At 63.4% G+C, this 21,891-nt stretch carries 17 protein-coding genes; 15 read left to right on the forward strand and 2 right to left on the reverse strand.

All coding sequences use genetic code 11. The annotated features are described in order from the left end of the window. Window positions 1–335: 335 nt before the first annotated feature. The gene (gene ppa / locus CKO40_RS09630; protein ID WP_200345992.1) at window positions 336–884 is read left to right on the forward strand and encodes an inorganic diphosphatase; all 549 of its coding nucleotides are present in this window, start codon (window positions 336–338) and stop codon (window positions 882–884) included. 76 nt (window positions 885–960) lie between these two features. Here ppa and CKO40_RS09635 read toward each other — a convergent pair whose 3' ends face one another. After that, on the reverse strand, window positions 961–1,275 hold the full coding sequence (locus CKO40_RS09635; RefSeq protein ID WP_200345993.1) for a DUF1840 domain-containing protein: 315 nt from the start codon (window positions 1,273–1,275) through the stop codon (window positions 961–963). 152 nt (window positions 1,276–1,427) lie between these two features. Between CKO40_RS09635 and mdoH the strand changes: the two genes are divergently transcribed. The 4 genes from mdoH (at window position 1,428) to CKO40_RS09655 (ending at window position 6,775) form a co-directional block, all read left to right on the forward strand. Then, window positions 1,428–3,281, forward strand: coding sequence for a glucans biosynthesis glucosyltransferase MdoH (gene mdoH, locus CKO40_RS09640; RefSeq protein ID WP_200345994.1), 1,854 nt, complete (start codon window positions 1,428–1,430; stop codon window positions 3,279–3,281). Between the two features lie 114 nt (window positions 3,282–3,395). Next, on the forward strand, window positions 3,396–3,596 hold the full coding sequence (rpmE, locus tag CKO40_RS09645; RefSeq protein WP_200345995.1) for a 50S ribosomal protein L31: 201 nt from the start codon (window positions 3,396–3,398) through the stop codon (window positions 3,594–3,596). A gap of 118 nt (window positions 3,597–3,714) precedes the next feature. Then, complete coding sequence (locus CKO40_RS09650; protein WP_200345996.1) at window positions 3,715–4,959, forward strand: malic enzyme-like NAD(P)-binding protein; 1,245 nt, start codon at window positions 3,715–3,717, stop codon at window positions 4,957–4,959. Window positions 4,960–5,476: 517 nt separating this feature from the next. Beyond that, window positions 5,477–6,775 carry a citrate synthase gene (locus CKO40_RS09655; RefSeq protein WP_200345997.1) on the forward strand — a complete coding sequence of 433 codons (1,299 nt, stop codon included), beginning with the start codon at window positions 5,477–5,479 and terminating at the stop codon, window positions 6,773–6,775. A gap of 334 nt (window positions 6,776–7,109) precedes the next feature. Here the strand turns inward: CKO40_RS09655 and CKO40_RS09660 are convergent, their stop codons facing one another. Next, the gene (locus CKO40_RS09660) at window positions 7,110–7,658 is read right to left on the reverse strand and encodes a hypothetical protein (RefSeq protein ID WP_207173537.1); all 549 of its coding nucleotides are present in this window, start codon (window positions 7,656–7,658) and stop codon (window positions 7,110–7,112) included. Window positions 7,659–7,920: 262 nt separating this feature from the next. Here CKO40_RS09660 and pilM point away from each other — a divergent pair, with 262 nt between their 5' ends. The 10 genes from pilM (at window position 7,921) to hslV (ending at window position 21,883) form a co-directional block, all read left to right on the forward strand. Continuing rightward, window positions 7,921–8,982, forward strand: a complete 1,062-nt coding sequence (gene pilM / locus CKO40_RS09665; RefSeq protein WP_200345998.1) for a type IV pilus assembly protein PilM — start codon at window positions 7,921–7,923, stop codon at window positions 8,980–8,982. Then, window positions 8,983–9,561, forward strand: coding sequence for a PilN domain-containing protein (locus CKO40_RS09670; protein WP_200345999.1), 579 nt, complete (start codon window positions 8,983–8,985; stop codon window positions 9,559–9,561). A 52-nt stretch (window positions 9,562–9,613) separates the two neighbouring features. Then, window positions 9,614–10,213 carry a type IV pilus inner membrane component PilO gene (locus CKO40_RS09675; protein ID WP_200346000.1) on the forward strand — a complete coding sequence of 200 codons (600 nt, stop codon included), beginning with the start codon at window positions 9,614–9,616 and terminating at the stop codon, window positions 10,211–10,213. Then, window positions 10,210–10,746 (forward strand): pilus assembly protein PilP, encoded by a 537-nt coding sequence (locus CKO40_RS09680; RefSeq protein WP_242476943.1) that lies wholly within the window; start codon window positions 10,210–10,212, stop codon window positions 10,744–10,746. Before CKO40_RS09675 ends, CKO40_RS09680 begins: the two co-directional genes overlap by 4 nt. Before the next feature lie 86 nt (window positions 10,747–10,832). Further along, window positions 10,833–13,037 carry a type IV pilus secretin PilQ gene (locus CKO40_RS09685; protein ID WP_242476944.1) on the forward strand — a complete coding sequence of 735 codons (2,205 nt, stop codon included), beginning with the start codon at window positions 10,833–10,835 and terminating at the stop codon, window positions 13,035–13,037. 87 nt (window positions 13,038–13,124) lie between these two features. Then, window positions 13,125–13,649 carry a shikimate kinase AroK gene (gene aroK, locus CKO40_RS09690; RefSeq protein ID WP_200346001.1) on the forward strand — a complete coding sequence of 175 codons (525 nt, stop codon included), beginning with the start codon at window positions 13,125–13,127 and terminating at the stop codon, window positions 13,647–13,649. A 1-nt stretch (window position 13,650) separates the two neighbouring features. Then, window positions 13,651–14,778, forward strand: coding sequence for a 3-dehydroquinate synthase (gene aroB / locus CKO40_RS09695; protein ID WP_200346002.1), 1,128 nt, complete (start codon window positions 13,651–13,653; stop codon window positions 14,776–14,778). Window positions 14,779–15,190: 412 nt separating this feature from the next. Further along, window positions 15,191–19,870: a glutamate synthase large subunit gene (gene gltB / locus CKO40_RS09700; RefSeq protein WP_200346003.1), complete on the forward strand. Its 4,680-nt coding sequence runs from the start codon at window positions 15,191–15,193 to the stop codon at window positions 19,868–19,870. Then, window positions 19,863–21,329 carry a glutamate synthase subunit beta gene (locus CKO40_RS09705; protein ID WP_200346004.1) on the forward strand — a complete coding sequence of 489 codons (1,467 nt, stop codon included), beginning with the start codon at window positions 19,863–19,865 and terminating at the stop codon, window positions 21,327–21,329. The genes gltB and CKO40_RS09705 overlap by 8 nt, the downstream gene beginning before the upstream one ends. Before the next feature lie 11 nt (window positions 21,330–21,340). Continuing rightward, window positions 21,341–21,883 (forward strand): ATP-dependent protease subunit HslV, encoded by a 543-nt coding sequence (gene hslV / locus CKO40_RS09710; RefSeq protein WP_200346005.1) that lies wholly within the window; start codon window positions 21,341–21,343, stop codon window positions 21,881–21,883. Window positions 21,884–21,891 lie beyond the last annotated feature (8 nt).

A 21,891-nucleotide genomic window follows, 5' to 3' on the forward strand; every position in this document is an offset into this window, starting at 1 on the left:
GGTAACGCCGACCAGCTCATCTTGGTCAGCAGCCGGGCAGGCCCGTCTAATCCGCCTTGCCCACCGAATCCGTAGCGAGCGCAGGCGATCAGTTTGTCGGCCCTTTTTTGCGCCTGGGCCGTTCATCTTTCGCGCTTGGGCTGGTCATCGCCGAGCCTCTGATTTGTTGTCGCAGCGAGGCGTCCGGGCGGAGCTGGCTTTTGAGCTTGGGTGAAACAGATCGGGATGAGATCTGAGTCGTCGCTATCGGTTTCGGCTGTTTCCGGCTATCCTGTGCGGTTTTGCTCAGGGCAGCGCCACCGCTGTCGACTCGAGATCGAACCAAGAGGCTGAATATGGACCTGCAACGCGTGACCCGGGGCGACAATGTCCCGAACGAGATCAATGTCATCATCGAGATACCGTCGCATTCGGAGCCGGTAAAGTACGAGATGGACAAGATGACCGGGGCGATGTTCGTGGATCGCTTCATGTCGACCGCGATGCACTATCCCTGCAACTACGGCTATGTGCCCCATACGCTCTCGTCCGATGGCGATCCCGTCGATGTGATGGTGGTGACCCCCTATCCGCTGATCCCGGGGTCTGTGATCCAGTGCCGGCCGATCGGGGTGCTCAAGATGACCGATGAATCGGGCGACGACGCGAAGATCCTGGCGCTGCCGATCGACAAGCTATTCAAGGGCTACCGGAATATCGAGAGCTTCCGTGACATGCCGCCACATCTGCTCGACCAGATCGCCCATTTCTTCGAGCACTACAAAGACCTGGACGAAGGCAAATGGGTGCGCATCGCCGGTTGGGGCGGTCGTGAGGAGGCGCGTCAGGAGATCATGGCCAGCGTCGCGATGTTCGAGGACGAGCCGGAGAAGCCGCACTTCTGACCTCGGTTGCCGGGCCGGTGCGCTGCCGGTCTCAAGACCGGTCTCAAGACCGGCCTCAAGAGTAGTTGTCCGCGGATCATCGATCCCACATCACATTCTTCTCATCCCGGGCCGCCGCCTCGAGCAGCTCGATCAGCGGTAGCGCCCGGTGCTTCAGGCTGACGCTCTGGGCGAGGGCATCCTCATCGTCCTCGTCGCGTTCGGGGTCCAGCGGTGCCTCGGGGTTGGCTTCGACTGCGGCCTTCAGGCGGTCGAGTGCGGTGGGCACATCCTCGGCCAACAGCGCACCAGGCACCGCGCCGCTGTGGCCCATCATCCGAATCAGGGCCTTGGCGACATCGCCAAACATCGTGATGTCGGCGTGGACAGGGGTCTTGAAGGTGATCAGCATGGTTGCGTCCTCAATTGTTTGTCACTCAGGCAGGTCGCCCATCCACTCGCGATAGCGTCGTCTGCGGAGACTATAACCGTCAATCGACTGTTGTACAGGTCTTGTCCGCCCCAATGATCGACAAGCTGAACAACCACTGGAAGAGGCCTGCTATGGTATCCAGCTCGATCGAGGGCGCGGAGGACGCATTGGTGACGACTGGAGCGCGCTGGGCGCGTCTCCCGCTGCGCTGGCGTCGTGTCGGATTCGCGGTGCTGGTGGTGTCGACGATCCTGTTGATGCTGGGTTTGATGACCTGGACGCTGGGTGCCGGTGGTTACGACTGGCTCGATGGGCTGCTCATCGTCTGTTTTGCGATGACCCTGCCCTGGACCGTGATCGGGTTCTGGAACGCGGTGGTGGGGTTCATCATCCTGCGCACCGCCCCCGAACCGGCGCACGCGCTGTATCCACCTGCGGCTAGCGTTGACGACGCTGCGCCAATCATCGCCGATTCCGCGCTGCTGAGCTGTATCCGGAACGAGGATGTCACCTCGGTCGTGCGCAATCTGGACCGGATGCTTGATGAGCTGGATGCGGCCGGTGTCCAGGATCGTTTCACCCTCTATGTGCTCAGTGACTCGACCTGGCCCGAGGTGATTGCGGCCGAGGAGGAGCAGGTCGGACGACTGAGGTCACGCTGGAACGGGGTGATTGAGGTGGTCTACCGGCGCCGGTCATCGAACCCCGGCTACAAGGCGGGCAACATCGGTGATTTCTGCGCGCGCTGGGGCGCTGAGCACGACTTCATGCTGGTGCTCGATGCAGACAGCCTGATGGCTGCCGCGACCATCCTGCGAATGGTACGTCTGCTGCAGGCACGCCCCGGGCTTGGAATCCTGCAAACCCTGACGGTCGGGCTACCCAGCGACAGTGCCTTTGCGCGGCCGTTCCAGTTCGGCATGCGGCTCGGCATGAAGAGCTACAGCATTGGCAGCGCCTGGTGGCAGGCCGATGCTGGCTCCTACTGGGGGCATAACGCACTGATTCGACTGCGCCCGTTCGTCGCGCACTGCGCCCTGCCTCGGATCGCGGGCAAGGGGCCGCTTTCGGGCGCGATCCTGAGTCATGACCAGCTCGAGGCGGCCTGGATGCGCCGGGCCGGTTACGAGGTGCGGGTGATGCCGATCGAGGGCGGGAGCTGGGAGGAGCATCCGCCGACCCTGCTCGAATTCGTGCGCCGTGATCTGCGTTGGTGTCAAGGCAATATGCAGTATCTAAGGCTCGGCCGCGACGAGATTGCTGGCTTACATCCGGTGAGCCGCTGGCAGCTCCGACTTGCGGTCATGATGTTCCTGGCGTCGCCGGCCTGGCTGATGCTGATGCTCGTCGGTGTGCTGCGACTCGGATTCGATGGCGAGGGGCCTGTCTATCGGCCCGAGACCGGGCTGGCATTGTTCGCGCTGGTGATGACGATGGTCTTCGCGCCGAAGCTCGCGACGATCATTGATGCGCTCAGCAGCGCGGCGGGCCGGGCCCGCTTCGGGGGCGGTCTGCGACTCGGCATCAGCAGCCTTGCCGAGATCGGATTCGCCGCCCTGCTGGCGCCGATCATGGCGATCGCGCACACCCTCTTCCTTGCCGAGCTGGCACTGGGACGGGCTATGGTCTGGGGGGCTCAGCGGCGCGCGTTACACGGTGTGCGCTGGCGCGATGCCGTGCGCCGGCTCTGGCCGCAGACCCTGATCGGTGGGCTCGGCGTTGCATGGCTCAGTCTGCATGCCCCGCCTGGCGCCGTGGTGATCTCGCCGTTCTTCATCGGCGCACTGTTCGCCATCCCGATCGCCGTCACGACCGCGTCGCCAGCGCTTGGCCGATTGGTCGCATGGCTGGGCCTATGGCGAACTCCCGACGAGGTCGAGCCCGTTGCGATCCTCCGCGCCGCGCGTCCGGAGTGCGGTGCGGCCTCGGTGCAGCCCCTGCTGGCGACAGGATGGCGCGAACAGACCGCTGAGGCTCTCGACTGACCATTCGGCCCGGCCGGATGGATCGTTGCGGATCACGTCGTTGCAGAAACCTAGCCCAAGGGCTATCCTTCGTCGATTAACCTGACAAGATAGCCTATTCGGAGCAGGAAGGTCATGAAAGAAGGCATCCATCCCGATTATCAGGACGTGAAGGTCCTCTGCAGTTGCGGCAACAGCTTCACCACGCGCTCGACGTTGAAAGACGAACTGCACGTCGAGGTCTGTTCGGCATGCCATCCGTTCTACACCGGTAAGCAGAAGATCGTCGATACCGGCGGCCGCGTCGATAAGTTCCGTCGTAAATACGGGCGCTGATCACCCCTCGCGTCGGGCTCAAGCTGTTGGGCCGTCACCGAAGTACTGTCGGTCGGGCATCCGAGCCTGTGAACCGCTCGGCCACGGCCGATCTTGATCCGAGACCGGAGCGTTCTGTATGTCCGATGATTCACGCCCCGACGCTGACGCCGACCTCAACGCCGCTGCGCTGGCCTATCACGAGACGCCGCGCCCTGGTAAGACCGGGGTCGAGATCACTAAGCCTGCGGCGACTCAGCGCGATCTCTCGTTGGCCTATACGCCCGGCGTCGCTGAGCCGGTGCGGCGCATCCATGCTGATGCGCAGGCTGCCTATCGCTATACCAATCGCGGCAACCTTGTCGCGGTGATCACCGACGGGACCGCTGTCCTCGGGCTCGGTAACGTCGGCGCGCTCGCCGGCAAACCGGTCATGGAAGGCAAGGCGGTCCTGTTCAAGCGCTTTGCGGACATCGATGTCTTCGACATCGAGGTCGACGCCGAGACGCCGGAGGCGTTCATCGAGACTGTCGTGCGCATCGCGCCAACCTTCGGCGGTATCAATCTCGAAGACCTCGCTGCGCCGCACTGCTTCGACGTCGAGCAGGCGTTGATCGAACGGCTCGACATCCCGGTCTTTCATGACGACCAGCATGGCACCGCGATCATCATCGCTGCCGGCTTGCTCAATGCGCTGGAGCTGCAAGGCAAGGCCCTGGCCGATGCGCGCATCGTCGTACTCGGTGCCGGTGCGGCCGGGATCGCATCGATCAAGCTCCTGATCGAGCTCGGCGCGGACCCGCAGCGAATCCTCACGGTCGACCGCCGTGGGGTCATCCATAGTGGGCGTGACGACCTGAACCGCCATAAGGCTGAGATCGCTGTCGAGACCGACCGCCGCTCGCTCGAGGACGCCTTTCAGGACGCCGATGTCTTCATCGGTCTGTCGGGGCCGGATCTAGTGACTCGAGCGATGCTCGCGGCGATGGCGCCAAGGCCGATCGTGTTCGCCTTATCGAATCCGGTACCGGAGATTCGGCCGGAGGTTGCGTTCGAGGTTCGTGACGACCTGATCATGGCGACCGGCCGCTCCGACTATCCCAACCAGGTCAACAATGTCCTGGGCTTTCCGTTCATCTTCCGCGGTGCGCTCGATGTGCGCGCTTCGCGCATCAACAACGCGATGTGCATCGCTGCGGTGCACGCACTCAAGGATCTGACCCGGGAGCCGGTGCCGGCCTCGGTGCTCGAGGCCTACGGGCTGGATGCGCTGACTCGCGGGCCAGACTACATCATCCCCAAGCCATTGGACCCGCGGCTGCGCGACACCGTTTCAGCGGCCGTCGCTAAGGCCGCGATAGCGAGCGGCGTCGCTCGCGCTTGATGCCTCTGATCGTGGGTGATCCCAGTGCAGGACGGGCTGGGTTGTGCAGCGGATGCTCTGCGGTCGGTGCCTGTAAGGATCGAATGGGGTGCCTGCTGCGAAGTCGGCACTATTCCTGCTTAATCATCCCCGCTTAGGTTCTGCTTAGGTTCGGTTCTGGTTGGGTTCTGCTGAGGTTCTGGCGTGAGTGCAGGGACGCACCGATGGCCTCTAGTAGAATCCGTCTCGTCTGAGGCAGGTATCCAGTTATGGTTGCTCTCGCCTCGGTCGCTGATACTCGGATCATTCCCCCTCGCGACCCGATATGCACCATCTCGTTGCATTGCTGCCCTCAGGTTGTGCGCGACCGGTCAGAGCCGATTCATGCTCGGTCGCGCGTCGTTGCCGGTCGGCGGTTGTTTGACCTCCATCCCTAGGCTCGACGACCTTCGATCATCAGGCTGAATTGCCGCCCTGCGCTGAGACCGCTGCTGCGGAGTCGGGCTGGAGCGGTGAGTGACAGACGGGAGAGACCTCTATGGCCGACAAGATCATCACCATTACCGATAACGCGGCCGGTGAAAGCTTCGACTACCCGCTCAAGACAGGCACCATGGGACCCGGTGCGCTGGACATCTCCTCGCTCTACCGGGATGCCGGCTTCTTCACCTATGACCCTGGCTTCATGGCGACGGCGAGCTGCCACAGCGCCATCACCTACATCGATGGTGAGAAGGGTGTGCTGCTCTATCGGGGCTATCCGATCGAGCAGCTCGCGACCAAGGCCAGTTTCCTCGAGGTCGCCTATCTGCTGCTCTATGGTGAGCTGCCGACGGAGGAGGAGCTGATCGACTTCGAGCGTCTGATCACCCAGCACACGATGCTCAATGAGAACCTCAAACGGTTCTTGAGCGGTTTCCATTACGATGCGCATCCGATGGCGATGCTCTGTGGTGTGGTCGGCTCGCTGTCCGCGTTCTATCACGAATCGATTGATGTCCATGATCCGCGCTACCGCGAGGTCTCGGCGCATCGGCTGATCGCCAAGATGCCCACCATTGCGGCGGCCGCCTACAAGCACTTCGTCGGCGAGCCGATCATGTATCCGCGCAACGATCTGCGCTACGGCGCGAACTTCCTGCACATGATGTTCGCGACCCCCTGCGCCGATTACGAGCCCGATCTGCTCGCCGAGAAGGCACTGAATCTTCTGTTCATCCTCCATGCCGATCACGAGCAGAACGCCAGCACGTCGACCGTGCGACTGGCCGGCAGCTCGGGGGCCAATCCGTTCGCCTGTATCGCTGCCGGTATCGCATCGCTCTGGGGGCCGGCGCACGGGGGCGCCAACGAGGCCGTGCTCGATATGCTGCAGCAGATCGGCGACGTCAAGAACGTCTCCACCTATGTCGACAAGGCCAAGGACAAGGATGATCCCTTCCGGCTGATGGGCTTCGGGCATCGGGTCTACAAGAACTATGACCCGCGCGCCAAGATCATCCGCGAGGTCTGCCACCAGGTGCTCGACGAGTTCCCCGGGGCGGCCGACAGCCCGCTGCTCGAGCTGGCGGTGAAGCTCGAGGAGATCGCGCTCAACGATGAGTACTTCGTCGAGCGCAAGCTGTATCCGAACGTCGACTTCTACTCCGGTATCATCTATCGCGCCCTCGGCATCCCCCGCAATATGTTCACGGTGATGTTCGCGGTTGCGCGCACGGTCGGCTGGGTCTCACACTGGATGGAGATGATGAGCGATCCGGCCAATCGGATCGGCCGGCCGCGTCAGATCTATCACGGACCCGAGGTGCGCGATTACGTTCCGATCTCCAAGCGCTGAGCACGCACTGGTCAAGGGAGACCTAAGGCGATTTCTGTCAAAGCTCATACCGCCTTGCTGGTCTTTTCGCTCGCCTTCTTCGTCGCGCCGCCGGTCACATAGCCCGGCTATGCTCCCGGCGACGCTCCTCGAAGGCAAACGAAAATCCTGCGCAATTCGGTACGAGCTTTTCTGGCAATCGCCTAACGGGTCTGACGCGGTGCGGCTTGGCCGGTATCGGCGTCGCTTTGAGGCCGCTCCCGAACGGCCGCAACCCGGCGAAGAGGCGCAGCATCGAGGTCTTTGCTGCCGAGCTCTACGCTTTATCTCGTGGGACTTCTCCGTCACATCGACCTTAATGCCCCTCATCTGCGAGTAGCTGCTCGACCGCGCGGGTGTTCAGCCCGCGCTCGGGCCGCTCCGAGATCGCGCCCAACGGCGGGTTCTGCCGGTCTCGCGCCGGCAGCACGACGAGCTCGATCGGCACCTCACCTGCCATGAAGGCGAAGCTCGGGTGGGCCTGGCGCGTGCCGTCGGCGTAGCGCTGTTGTGCGTCGCCTTCTTGCCAGGGGATGCCCTTGTCGATCAGGCGGAAGACGATCTCGCGGGGATCGTCGGCGAAGAGATGGACGCGAACCCCTTGCTCGAGCGACGCAGTGCCGCTCAGGGATTGCCCCACCAGGCGCGGATCGAAGTCGGCGAAGGTCTTCATCGCGGCCAGCGCCTGTTCGCGCAGCCTGGTGGTGACATGCTGCTGCGCCTCGGGCTCAAACAACCGATACTCGCTCTCGAGCGCCTCTTGGATCTCGGCATTGTCGGGCCAGCAACGCTTGTTATCGATGCCGAGCCGCTGCGCTGCCTTGCGTCGCGCACGGTCCGGTTCGATCAGCCCTTGCTCGCGCATGATGCGGGCGGATTCGTAGGCGAGCTGGCGCCGCTGGCTCGCGCAAGCGCCGCGACTGGAGGGCTTGGCCCCCGCCCTTTGTCGATCCGCTGCTTCGCGCGACACACGCGAGCGCCCTGTGACCCGTGTCCCGTTTCGTCTTGGCATACCGGCTATGAGTGTTAGGCTGCGGGAGGCAGGTTCAAGACCATCTGATATAGTCTTTAGATCGTGCAGGATTTCTGAGAAGCGGGCTCCGGCCCTGCTCGAGGGCTGCTGCAGCATGTTCCGACTCGGCCTAAAACATCGGCCACTGGTTGGCGTCGATATCGGCTCGACAGCCGTGAAGCTGGTCGAGCTGGGCGCCGCACGCGCTGGTGAGGCGTTCCGTGTCGAGTCCCTCGGACTCGAGCCGCTGCCGGCTGGCGCGGTGCTCGAGAAGAAGATCGCCGATGTCCAGAAGGTGGGCGAGGCCGTTGGCGCCGCGCTGGGACGCGCCGGAACCAAGACCCGGCGGGCGGCCGTTGCCGTCGCCGGTTCTGCCGTGATCACCAAGGTGCTGTCGTTGAATGGCGACCTTTCCGATGCCGAGATGGAGGCCCAGATCCAGCTCGAGGCCGATCAGTATGTCCCTTATCCCCTGGAGGAGGTCAACCTCGATTTCGATGTGCTCGGACCGACCAAGGGCTCCGAGGGCATGGTCGATGTCCTACTAGCGGCCTCGCGCCAGGAGAACGTGGACGACCGCGTTGCCGCCCTCGAACTCGCCGGAATGGGGGCCGAGATTGTCGACATCGAGTCCAACGCCATCGAGAACGCCTGCGGTCTCCTGGCCGGCTCGCGTGGACCCGAAGAGGCGCTCGTCGCTGTCGCTGACGTCGGCGCGAGCACCACGACCCTGCATGTGCTCCACAATGGTCAGAACATCTATGCTCGCGAGCAGAGCTTCGGTGGTCAACAGTTGCTGGAAGAGGTGCAGCGACGCTCGGACGGCACCGTCGAGGGGGCCTTGGCGTTGTTGCGTGAGACGCCGCTTCGGCCCGAGATCCTGAGCGAGGTGCTGGAGCCGTTTCAGGAGACCCTAGCAAGGCAGCTCGCGCGCGCGCTGCAGTTTTTCTACTCCAATTCGCCATTCAATCAGGTTGATGCGCTGCTGGTCACGGGCGGGGTCAGCGCAGTTCCCGGCCTCGCTCAGGTGCTCGCTGAGCATCTTGGGGCTCCGGCGAGGATCGCGGACCCGCTCGGCGAGATGTCGTTGGCACCAAATCTGGACTCGGGCCTGATCACGCATGGTCGCGGCGCACTGCTGGTCGCGGTTGGGCTGGCGATGCGGCGGTTCCGCTAGATGGCCCGGATCAATCTGCTCCCCTGGCGCGAGGCTGCGCGACGGCGGCGCCAGCGCGACCTTGGCATGATCGCGGTGATCTCGGTGGCGATGGTGCTGCTGTCCGGGTTCGCGCTCAAGGTCCAGTTCGATGCGATGCTTGCCGCCCAGAATGCTCGCAACAGCTTTCTCGAGGGACAGATCGCGGTCTTGAATCGACGCATCCGCGAGATCAATCAGCTCGAGCAAAGGAAGGCGGATCTGCTGGCACGGATGGATGTCATTCAGCGGCTGCAGGAAAGCCGTCCCGAGATCGTCCATCTGGTCGACGAGCTGGTCGATGCGGTACCGGCTGGCGTGTTCCTGACCAGCCTGCGACAAGAGGGAGAGCAGCTCACCATCGAAGGACGCGCGCAATCCAACGCGCGCGTCTCGGCGTTGATGCGCAATATCGATGCGTCGGATTGGGTCGGCGGCTCCCAACTGGTGCTGATCGAGAACAAGGACGAGACCGGCACCGGATTCAGTCATTTTCGGTTGGGCTTCAAGCAGCGGCGACCCGGTTCCGGCGATGAAACGATGCAGGCAGCGGTGGATTAGGCTGGTGGTGGCATGCTGTTCTCGACCGCAGCAGCGTTTCAGGGGCGACTGAATGGACCTCAATGAGCTGGATCTGAACGAGATCGGCGACTGGCCCGCCGCCGCCAAAGCCGTGGTCATCGCGCTGCTCTGCGGCCTCGTCGGCTTTGGCTGGTATCACTTCGTCACCAGCGGCCAGATCGAGCAGCTCGAGCGTGCGGAGCAGAAGGAACAGGAGCTGCGGCAGGGCTTCGAGCGAAAGCAGCATCAGGCGGCCAATCTCGAGGCATACCGTCGTCAGTTGGCAATGATGGAGGAGTCGTTCGGGGCGATGCTACGCCAGCTTCCCGACCAGACCGAGGTGGCGTCGCTGTTGGTCGATGTCTCGCAGACGGGCTTGGCCGCCGGTCTCGAGTTCGAGCGCTTCGAGCCGGCCGCCGAGATCACGCGGGACTTCTATGCCGAGCTCCCGATCCGGGTTCGCGTCACCGGCCGATATCATGAGTTCGCGCGCTTCATCAGCGGACTTGCCGCCCTGCCTCGCATCGTCACCGTTCATGATATCGAGATCAGTCGGGGCGATGACCCCGGAGACGCAAGCGCCCAGGGCACAGCGATGACACTCGGCGCGATCGTGAAGACCTACCGTTATCTTGATGATCTGGCGCCATGATGCCTGAACGGCCGGGCCTCCTGCCGATCTGGACGGTCCTCGCAGCGCTATCCTGGCTGCTGACCTCCTGCGCCGACCCCGATCTGGCGCAGCTCGAGACCTATGCCACGCGCATCAAGGCGCGGGAGCCGGGACCGATCGAGCCCGTTCCCGAGATCCCGCCGGTGACGACCTACGTCTACGATCCGGACGAGCGCCGCGATCCGTTTACGATGGATGATCAGTCAGCCGAGGTCGCGCAGCAGGGCCTGAACGGGCTGGCTCCGGACCCGACGCGGCGCAAGGAGCCTTTAGAGGCCTATTCCCTTGATGCGCTCCGGATGGTCGGTACGCTCGAGCAGGATCAGAGACGCTGGGCGTTGATCACGACGCCCGACGGGCGACTGCATCGGGTGCAGGTTGGCAATTTTCTCGGCCGCAACAACGGAGAGATCGTCAAGATCAAGCCCGACCAGCTCGAGCTGACCGAGCTGGTCGAGGAGCAACCCGGTCAGTGGCAGCAACGCCAGGCATCGATGGCACTCAAAGACTAGGGGCAATGCTGATGATCCGACAATGCTCATGGCCCGCCTTATCGCGTAGTCGCCTTTGCTCGAAGCTCCTTCGTTTGCTGGTCTTGATGAGCCTCACGGCGCCTTTTGCGTCAGCGGTCTTTGCGGCAAGCCTGGAGGATGTCGATTTCGTATCGCTGCCGGGCAACCAGGTCGAGATCAAGCTCGGTTTTTCGGACGCGCCAGCAAGACCAAGCGATTTCGCGACCGAGAATCCAGCCCGAATCGCCATTGACTTCCCGAATGCGACCAGCCGTCTGGGGCGCAAGCCGATCCCGATCGGGGTTGGTCCAGCGCAGAGCCTCGTCGCGATCGAGGCGAGCGATCGAACCCGGGTGGTCATCAATCTGAATCAGAGCGTTCCCTATTCCCTCGAGACCCGCGGCAACCAGGTCAGCGTCGCATTGAATCCTGGCCCGAGGACGGCACCGTCACGATCGCGCGCGCTCTTGGGGTCAGAACGCACTGCTCAAGCGGTAACAAGGGTGCGCGGTGGTGCCCTCAAGGATATCGATTTTCGCCGTGGCTCGGAAGGTGAGGGGCGTGTGATCATCAACTTGCCGTCGTCTGATACCCGCGTCAATGTCGCAGAGGAGGGGCGCGATGTCGTGGTCGGGATCGCCGACACGCGGTTGCCGCAGCGCCTGCTTCGGCGTCTCGATGTGGTCGATTTCGGCACGCCAGTCGTCGCTGTCGAGTCGCGGCCCGAGGGTGATGATGTCAGGGTCGATATCCAGACAGCCGCTGAGTTCGATTATCTCGCCTATCAGACCGGTAATCTGTTCACGATCGAATTCCGTGCGCTCACGCCGGCCAAAAAGGAACAGCTCGAGCGCGAGAAGATTGTCTTCTCCGGGGACCGACTCTCGCTGAACTTTCAGGACATCGAGGTCCGAGCGGTGCTGCAGATGATCGCTGATTTCACCGGCCTGAACCTGGTTGCAAGCGATACGGTACAGGGCGGTATTACGCTGCGACTCAAGAATGTGCCCTGGGATCAGGCGCTCGACATCATCCTGAAGACCAAAGGGCTGGCGATGCGCCGCACCGGGAATGTGATCATGGTCGCGCCGGCTGAAGAGCTGGCTGGGAGGGAGCGGCTTCAGCTCGAGTCGCGGCAGAAGATTCAGGAGCTAGCGCCACTGCGCACTGAGTTTATCCAGATTAACTATGCAAAGGCAGAAGATATTGCTGAGATCTTGAAGGGATACCGAGACGAGGCCAGTGAAATTACCCAACTTGGAGATGGTGGTCCACTCCAGCTATTGGCTGGCGAACGGCAAGCTCCCATGTTGTCTGCTCGCGGTTCGGTTGCTTTCGACGAACGAACGAATGCCATCATAGTTAATGAAACAGTTGAAAGACTGATGGCGATACGCGAGCTTATTGCCAAGCTGGATGTGCCTGTGCGGCAAGTGCTGATTGAGTCTCGGGTTGTGATTGCGAATAATAACTTTGCCCGAGATTTGGGTGTCCGCTTCGGCGTTAGTGGGTCAGTAGGACGGTCTGGAGACAATGAGCTGCTTGTCGGTGGCGGTGAGATCAATGATGGTGTTGGCCTTGGTCCCTATGGGTTTTTTGACATTGGCGAGTTTGGCGGGGATTCCCAAGGCGGACGATTCAATGTGCCGTTGCAAAGGGGTGCCGGTAACGAGATTAGAAACGATGCTGGTGCGCCAAACCTCTGGGTGAATCTTCCAGCACCCGATCCTGCTGGTGCGGTGAATTTCTTGCTTGGCAAGGTGGGCTCTCACTTGATCACATTGGAGTTGTCTGCGATGCAGCGGGAGGGAAGAGGTGAGATCATCTCGAGTCCGCGTGTCGTGACAGCAGATCAGACGCCAGCCGTGATCGAGGTCGGGCAGGATATCCCCGTCGTGACCCCCGCTACGGCCGAGCAGCCGGCGAGCGTTCGCTATGAGCCCGCAACATTGAAGCTTGATGTGACGCCTCATATTACCCCTGATGGGCGGGTGATTATGGATTTGAAGGTCAACAAGGACGAGGCTGATTTTACCTTTACCGTCGACGGCAACCCGTTACGGAATCGGCGGGCCGTCGAGACATCGGTGCTGGTGGATAACGGGGAGACGATCGTTCTTGGTGGGGTGTTCGAGGGGCAAAAGGATTTTTCAGTTGAAAAAGTGCCTTGGTTGGGCGATCTTCCTGTGGTCGGGAGACTTTTTAAGTCGACCTCGCGCTTGGAGTCGAATCAAGAGCTATTGATCTTTGTCACTCCGAAGATTCTGAAATCGGATCTCGCTGTACGCTGATCCCACATTCGCAAAGGGGCGTCTTAATCGGCGCTCGGTATCTTGTGCGCCTTGCCCGCAACGGGCAAATCTGGCATACCTAACGTTATGATCAGACCACCGAACATCTTCCTCGTCGGCCCGATGGGCGCCGGCAAGAGCACCGTCGGCCGCCAGCTCGCTGAGGCGCTGGGCTACGAGTTCCGCGACAGCGATCAGGAGATCCAGCGCCGAACCGGCGTCGATATCCCGACCATCTTCGAATTCGAGGGCGAAGAGGGCTTCCGCAAGCGGGAGCGTAACGTCGTCGAGGAACTGGCGCAGGAGGACGGCATCGTGCTCGCGACCGGTGGGGGCGTCGTGCTCACGCCGGAGAACCGACAGCAGCTGGCCGCCCGCGGCTTCGTGATCTACCTGCATTGCAGCCCGGAGCAGCAATTCGCGCGCACTGCCCGCGACCGGAGCCGGCCGTTGATCGATACCGAGGACCCGCAGCAGCGCTTGCGCGATCTGATGGCCGAGCGCGAGCCGATCTATCGCCAGGTTGCGGACATGGTCGTCTCGACGGAGCGGCGCGGAACGGCATCGGTGGTCAAGGAGATCCGCCGTCGCCTCGAGAGTGAAGAGCTCTAGAATGACCGATCTCGGGCCGGTTACCAACCCTGCGAGCGCTCAGCATCGGCTCGATGTCGAGCTTGGCGAGCGTGCCTATCCGATCGTCATCGGCCGCGGGCTTCTGACAGACCCCGAGCAGTATCGCCCGTTCGTGATCGGTCGGCGGGTGATGATCGTATCCAACGAGACGGTCGCCCCGCTCTATCTGGAAGCGGTTCGACAGGGACTGGCTGATTTCGAGACCGCGGAGGTGATCCTGCCTGACGGCGAGCAACACAAGGACCTGGCGACCCTCAACCGGATCTTCGATGCACTGCTGGAGCAGCACTTTGGTCGCGACACCACCCTGGTTGCGCTTGGCGGCGGTGTGGTCGGTGATATGGCAGGTTTTGCGGCAGCCTGCTACCAGCGCGGCGTGCCCTTCATCCAGGTCCCGACAACGTTGCTGGCACAGGTCGATTCGTCGGTCGGGGGCAAGACCGGGGTCAACCATCCGGCCGGTAAGAATATGATCGGCGCCTTCCATCAGCCGCGTGCGGTGATCGCCGATACCGACACACTCGCCACGCTTCCCGGGCGGGAGCTCTCGGCCGGGCTGGCAGAGGTGATCAAGTACGGGCTGATCGCGGATCGGCCTTTCTTTGACTGGCTCGAGGAGCAGGCCGAGTCGTTGCGGGCGCTTGAGCCTGCAGCACTGGCCACGGCCATCGCCCGCTCCTGCCGGAACAAGGCGCAGGTCGTCGCTGCCGATGAGCGCGAGGCCGGACAGCGCGCGTTGTTGAACCTCGGGCATACCTTCGGCCATGCGATCGAGGCGGGCGCCGGTTACGGTGAGTGGCTGCACGGTGAAGCGGTCGGGGTCGGCTTGGTGATGGCGGCGCGGCTCTCGCGACGGCTCGGTTGGCTCGATGAAGAGGCGGTCAGCCGCGTACGCCGTCTGGTGAGCCGCTGTGGGTTGCCGCTGGTGCCACCGGCCGATCTCGCGCCCGAGCGCTGGCTCGAGCTGATGGCAGTCGATAAAAAGGTCCAGGATGGGCAGCTGCGATTGGTGCTGCTGCGCGGCATCGGCGAGGCGGTGCTGACCAGCGATGTCGACGCGGACCTGTTGCGTGCGAGCATTCAATCGGCGCCAGCGGACGCTCTCTAACCGACTGGCCAAGGACCGCGTCACGATTTCTCCAACAGCGGTTGCCGTGTGCCCGGGGCTGCACTGCGCTGGCCCCTTTACGGACCGCTGTGCACCGCCTTGGAGCGGCTGCGATGGCAGCACGGCCGAACTTGGTGAGCCTCCTTGGTGCCAAAGGCATGGCATAGTGGCTGCTTCCTCAGTATGATTCGCTGTTCGCTATCTGCTGCGCTTGGTCAAGCCTGTCGCGGAACCCTGCCCAGCTCGGGCCAGGTACGACCCTCTTGTCGGCGGTCGGCTGCCTCTGCGGCCCGATGCGCCTCGGCCAGGCGTCTAATCATTGTTTAAGCCAAACCGGAACTTCCCCGATGCCTTGGGCACTGAGGGGACGTCATTTTCGACCGCGAAAGACCCGGTTTAGGGAGGTCCTCTGATGAACCTTCACGCCTATCCAGTTGCTCAGGGCCTGTACGATCCCGCTCACGAGCGCGATTCCTGTGGTGTCGGCTTCGTTTGCCACATCAAGAACCAAAAGAGCCACCGCATCATCGAGCAGGGACTCGAGATCCTGGAGCGGCTCACGCACCGGGGCGCAGTCGGCGCCGACCCGAAGGCCGGCGATGGTGCCGGTATCCTGGTCCAGATGCCGGACGCCTTCTTCCGGGCGGTGGTCGATTTCGAACTGCCCGCGCTCGGCCACTACGGCGTCGGCATGGTCTTCCTGCCTCAGGACGAGTCCGCGCGCGCCGAGATGCAGGCAACGGTCGAGCGGCATCTCACTGAAGGCGGGCAGTCGGTCCTCGGCTGGCGCGATGTCCCGGTCGACAACAGAGAGCTCGGCGAGAGTGTCCTGCCGACCGAGCCGGTCGTACGCCAGGTCTTCATCGGCTGTGGTGAGAATTGCCCCGATCAAGATGCGTTCGAGCGCAAGCTGTTCGTCGTGCGCAAGCGGATGGACAACGCGATCCGTGCCCATGGCTACGACAAGACGGCGTACTACGTCTCCTCGATGTCGTCGCGCACGATCAACTACAAGGGCATGCTGCTCGCCAGTCAGGTCGGCAGCTACTACCTGGACCTCCAAGACGAGCGCTTCGAGTCGGCCCTGGCGCTGGTGCATCAGCGCTTCTCGACCAACACCTTCCCGACCTGGGACCTTGCGCAGCCGTTCCGGATGATCTGCCATAACGGCGAGATCAACACCTTGCGCGGCAATGTCAACTGGATGGCCGCCCGGCGCCATACGATGCGCTCCGAGGTCCTCGGCGACGATCTGGACACGATCTGGCCACTGATCCCCGAGGGTCAATCCGACTCGGCCTGCTTCGACAATGCGCTCGAGCTGCTGGTGATGGGCGGTTATTCGCTGGCACAGGCGATGATGCTGCTGATCCCCGAGGCCTGGTCCGGCAACCATTTGATGGATGAGAAGCGCCGCGCCTTCTATGAGTTCCATGCGGCCTTGATGGAGCCCTGGGACGGCCCCGCTGCGATCGCGTTCACCGACGGCCGCCAGATCGGCGCCACGCTGGACCGCAACGGCCTACGCCCGGCGCGCTACCTGGTCACCAACGATGACCTGGTCGTGATGGGCTCGGAGATGGGCGTGCTCGACATCCCCGACGAGCGCATCGTCAAGAAGTGGCGGCTGCAGCCAGGCCGGATGTTCCTGATCGACCTCGAGCAGGGCCGCATCATCGACGATGCCGAGGTCAAGGCCGAGCTGGCTGAGGCCAAGCCCTATCAGGAGTGGCTCGACCGCACCCAGATCCACCTCGACTCATTGCCGACCGACGTCGCGCCGATGGCGCCCGAGGAGAGCGTGCTCCTCGATGCCCAGCAGGCGTTCGGCTACACGCAGGAGGACGTCAAGTTTCTGCTGACTCCGATGGTCGTCAGCGGCCAGGAGGCGGTCGGCTCGATGGGCGCCGATAACCCGCCATCGGTGCTCTCGTCGCGCTCCAAGCATCTGTCGACCTACTTCAAGCAGAACTTCGCCCAGGTCACCAATCCGGCCATCGACCCGATCCGCGAGGAGCTGGTGATGTCGCTGGTGTCGCTGATCGGCCCACGGCCGAACCTGCTCGGCCTCAATGAGGCCGGCCAGCACTGGCGGCTCGAGGTCGACCAGCCGGTGCTGACCAACGAGGACCTGGAGCGCATCCGCCACATCCAGGACAACTCCGGCGGGGCCTTCCGCACCAAGAACCTGCACATGGTCTACCCGGCCGCCGAGGGGGCGGAGGGGATGGCGCCGGCATTGGAACGGCTCTGCCAGGAGGCCGAGGCCGCGGTCCATGAGGGTCACAACATCCTGATCCTGTCGGACCGCAACACCAACGCCGATTTCATCCCGATCCCGGCGCTGCTGGCGACCTCGGCGGTGCATCACCATCTGATCCGCACCGGCCTGCGCACCAGCTCTGGGCTGGTGGTCGAGACCGGTGGTGCGCTCGAGGTGCATCACTTTGCGACCCTGGCCGGCTACGGCGCCGAGGCGATCAATCCCTATCTCGCGTTCGATACCATCCAGTCGCTGCTGCCGCGGCTGCGGCCGGACAGCCAGGGCACGCTCAGTTTCGAGGAGGCCCAGGGTCGCTACATCAAGGCCGTCGGCAAGGGGTTGAAGAAGGTGATGTCCAAGATGGGCATCAGCACCTTCCAAAGCTACTGCGGTGCGCAGATCTTCGACGCTGTGGGGCTCAACCGCGAGTTCGTCGCTAAGTACTTCACCGGCACCACCAGCATGGTCGAGGGGGTCGGGCTGGCCGAGGTCGCGCGCGAGGCCGTCCTCTGGCATACGCGCGGTTACGGCGAGGAGCAGATCCTGCGGCGCCATCTCGACGTCGGCGGCGACTACGCCTTCCGGCTGCGTGGCGAGGATCATGTGTGGACGCCCGACACCATCGCCAAGCTCCAGCACGCGACCCGCGCCAACGATGCGAGCACCTATGCCGAGTATTCACGGATGGTCAACGAGCAGAACGAGAAGCTGCTGACCTTCCGTGGGCTGATGGAGCTGAAATGGGCCGACGAGCCGATCCCGCTTGACGAGGTCGAACCGGCTTCGGCGATCGTGAAGCGGTTCGCAACCGGTGCGATGTCGTTTGGCTCGATCAGCTACGAGGCGCACTCGACGCTGGCCAGGGCGATGAACGCGATCGGCGGCAAGTCGAACACCGGCGAAGGCGGTGAGGAGGCCGAACGCTTCCTGCCGCTGGCCGATGGCTCGATGAACCCGGAGCGCTCGGCGATCAAGCAGGTCGCCTCGGGTCGCTTCGGCGTCACCACCGAGTATCTGGTCAACGCCGATGACATCCAGATCAAGGTTGCCCAAGGCGCCAAGCCGGGCGAGGGCGGTCAGCTGCCCGGCCACAAGGTCAATGCGCAGATCGCACGTGTGCGCCACTCGACCCCGGGTGTTGGCTTGATCTCGCCACCGCCGCACCACGATATCTACTCGATCGAGGACCTCGCACAGCTGATCCACGATCTGAAGAACGTGAATCCGAACGCGCGCATCTCGGTCAAACTGGTCTCCGAGGTCGGTGTCGGCACGGTTGCCGCCGGCGTCTCCAAGGCCCATGCCGATCATGTGACCATCGCCGGCTACGACGGCGGCACCGGCGCTTCACCGCTGACCTCGATCAAGCATGCCGGCTCGCCCTGGGAGATCGGTCTCGCCGAGACCTATCAGACCCTGGTGCTGAACCGGCTGCGCGGGCGCATCGCGGTGCAGGTCGACGGCGGCATGCGCACCGGCCGCGATGTGGTCATCGGCGCGCTGCTCGGTGCCGACGAGTTCGGCTTCGCGACCGCGCCGCTGATCGTCGAGGGCTGCATCATGATGCGCAAGTGCCACCTGAATACCTGCCCGGTCGGGGTGGCGACACAAGACCCGGAGCTGCGCAAGAAGTTCACCGGCAAGCCCGAGCATGTCGTCAACTACTTCTTCTTCGTCGCCGAAGAGATCCGGCAGTTGATGGCCAAGCTTGGCTTCCGCACCATGAACGAGATGATCGGCCAGATGGACCGCATCGAGATGCGCCACGCGATTGAGCACTGGAAGGCGAAGGGGCTCGATTTCTCACGCATCCTGACCAAGCCGCAGGTTGGTCCCGAGGTGGCGCTCTACAATTGCGAGCCGCAGGACCATGGTCTGGACAAGGCGTTGGATCACCAGCTGATCGAGCAGGCGCAGCCGGCCTTGGAGCGCGGTGAGCCCGTGCGAATCGAGACCGAGGTCAAGAACTTCAACCGCACCGTCGGCGCCTTGCTGTCCGGACGGGTCGCCGAGCGCTACGGCTATAAGGGGCTTCCCGACGACAGCATCTACATCAAGGCGCACGGCATCGGCGGGCAGTCGTTCGGCGCTTGGCTCGCGCACGGCGTGACCATCGAGCTCGCCGGTGAGGCCAATGATTACGTTGGCAAAGGGCTCTCGGGCGGCCGTATCATCATCTATCCGCCCGCCGATGCGAGTATCGAGCGCGCCGAAGACAACATCATTGTCGGCAACACGGTGCTCTATGGGGCGATCAGCGGCGAGGTCTATTTCCGCGGTGTTGCCGGCGAACGCTTCTGCGTCCGCAATTCAGGCGTGACCGCGGTCGTCGAGGGCGTCGGCGATCACGGCTGCGAGTACATGACCGGCGGGGTGATGGTCTGCCTTGGCCCCACAGGGCGCAACTTCGCCGCCGGCATGTCCGGCGGCATCGCCTATGTGCTGGACGCGGATGGCACCTTCGCCGAGCACTGCAATCAGGCGATGGTCGAGCTCGAGCCGATCGCGGCCGAGGACGCCGCGCTCGAGGCCCTGGACCACCAGGGTGGTGACCTCGAGACCCATGGCTTCGTCGATGTCAGCCATGATATGACCCGCTTCGACGCGCTGCGGCTGCGCCAGCTCATCGAACGACACCTGCATTTCACCCGTTCCGAGGTCGCCCAGCGCATCCTGGCCGATTGGCCGGCGATGCTGCAGCAGTTCGTGAAGGTGATGCCGGTCGACTACAAACGAGCGCTGACGCAGATGCAGGCGACCAAGAGCCGCCCGCCGCAGCCCGCGAAGCCGCATCCGTCCAAGCTCAGAGAGGTTGTCGAACATGGGTAAGCCAACCGGATTCATGGAATACGAGCGGGTCGAGCTGGCCTATGAGCCGGCGTCCGACCGCATCGTCCATTACAACGAGTTCGTCAAGCCCATGAGTGATGCCGAGATCGGCATCCAGGGCGCGCGCTGCATGGATTGCGGTATCCCGTATTGCCATCAGGGCTGTCCGGTCAACAACATCATCCCGGACTGGAACGATCTGGTCTATCAGCAGGACTGGGAGGCCGCGATCGAGGTGCTGCACTCGACCAACAACTTCCCGGAGTTCACCGGCCGCATCTGTCCGGCCCCCTGCGAGGCGAGCTGCACGCTGAACATCGACGACAACCCGGTCGCGATCAAGGCGATCGAGCGCGCGATCGCCGACAAGGCCTGGGAGCAGGGCTGGGTCAAGCCGCAGGTGCCGACCCATCGCACCGGCAAGCGCATCGCGGTGGTCGGCTCCGGGCCAGCCGGTCTGGCCTGCGCCCAGCAGCTCGCCCGCGCCGGCCATACCGTCTCGCTGTACGAGAAGGAGGACCGCATCGGCGGCCTGCTGCGTTACGGGATTCCGGACTTCAAGCTCGCGAAGGTGATGATCGACCGGCGCATGAGCCAGATGCGCGCCGAGGGCGTCGAGTTCCACACCCATTGCCACATCGGTGTCGATCTGCCGGTCGCCAGGCTGATGGACGAGTATGACGCGGTCGTGCTCTCCGGTGGCTCCGAGAAGCCGCGCGACCTCGATGTGCCCGGGCGCAGCTACAACGGCATCCATTTCGCGATGGATTTTCTGCGCGCCAACTCCAAGCGCGTGCAGGGCGTCTATGTCCCGGATGAAGACTTCATCAGCGCCAACGACAAGCATGTGATCGTGATCGGCGGCGGCGATACCGGCTCCGACTGCATCGGCACCTCGAATCGTCACGGCGCCAAATCGGTGATCCAGATCGAGCTGCTGGATAAGCCGCCGGAGAAGGAGGACAAGGGGCTGACCTGGCCCGACTGGCCCAACAAGCTGCGCACCTCGACCTCGCAAGAGGAGGGCTGTGAACGGATGTGGAATGTCCTCACCAAGTCATTCGAGTCCGATGCCGACGGCAATGTGACGCTGTTGAACTATGTGCTGGTGCGCTGGGACAAGGACGCGAACGGGCGCTGGCAGATGTCCGAGGTCGAGGGCTCCGAGGGGCAGCTCAAGGCCGACCTGGTGCTGCTGGCGATGGGCTTCGTGCATCCGGTCCATGAGGGCATGCTCGACGAGCTGCGCGAGGCCAAGGGGCTAGAGCTCGATCCGCGCGGCAACGTCAAGGGCAACACCGAGGGGCCGCAGGCCTACTACACTAATGTCGAGGGCGTATTCGCCGCCGGCGACATGCGACGTGGGCAATCCCTGGTGGTCTGGGCCATTCGAGAGGGACGCCAATGCGCGCGGGCGGTCGATGAATGGCTGATGGGACGCTCCGACCTACCGCGCTAGGCGCTGTCGCTATGCAGGAATTCCACGGAACCACTATCCTTTCGGTGCGCCGCGGGCGTCACGTCGTCATCGGCGGTGATGGTCAGGTCTCGCTCGGCCAGACCGTTATCAAGGGCAATGCGCGGAAGGTGCGCCGGCTGTACAAGGATCAGGTCCTGGCCGGCTTCGCCGGGGCGACGGCCGATGCCTTCACCCTGTTCGAGCGCTTCGAGGCGAAGCTCGAGCGCCATCAGGGTCATCTGACGCGCTCAGCCGTCGAGCTGGCCAAGGATTGGCGTACCGATCGCATGCTGCGCCGCTTGGAAGCGATGCTGTGCGTGGCCGATCATGAGGCATCACTGATCATCTCCGGCACCGGTGACGTGCTCGAGCCCGAGCATGACCTGATGGCGATCGGCTCCGGCGGCTCGTTCGCGGCCTCGGCCGCGCGGGCGCTGCTGGAGAGCACCGATCTCGGGCCGCGCGAGATCGTCGAGCGCTCGCTTGGGATTGCGGCCGATATCTGCGTCTACACCAACCGCAACCTCGCGATCGAGGAGCTTGCCGAGGAGTAGAGGTCAGG

Origin of the sequence: Halochromatium glycolicum, assembly GCF_016584085.1 — a bacterium.
Classification (GTDB): domain Bacteria; phylum Pseudomonadota; class Gammaproteobacteria; order Chromatiales; family Chromatiaceae; genus Lamprobacter; species Lamprobacter glycolicus.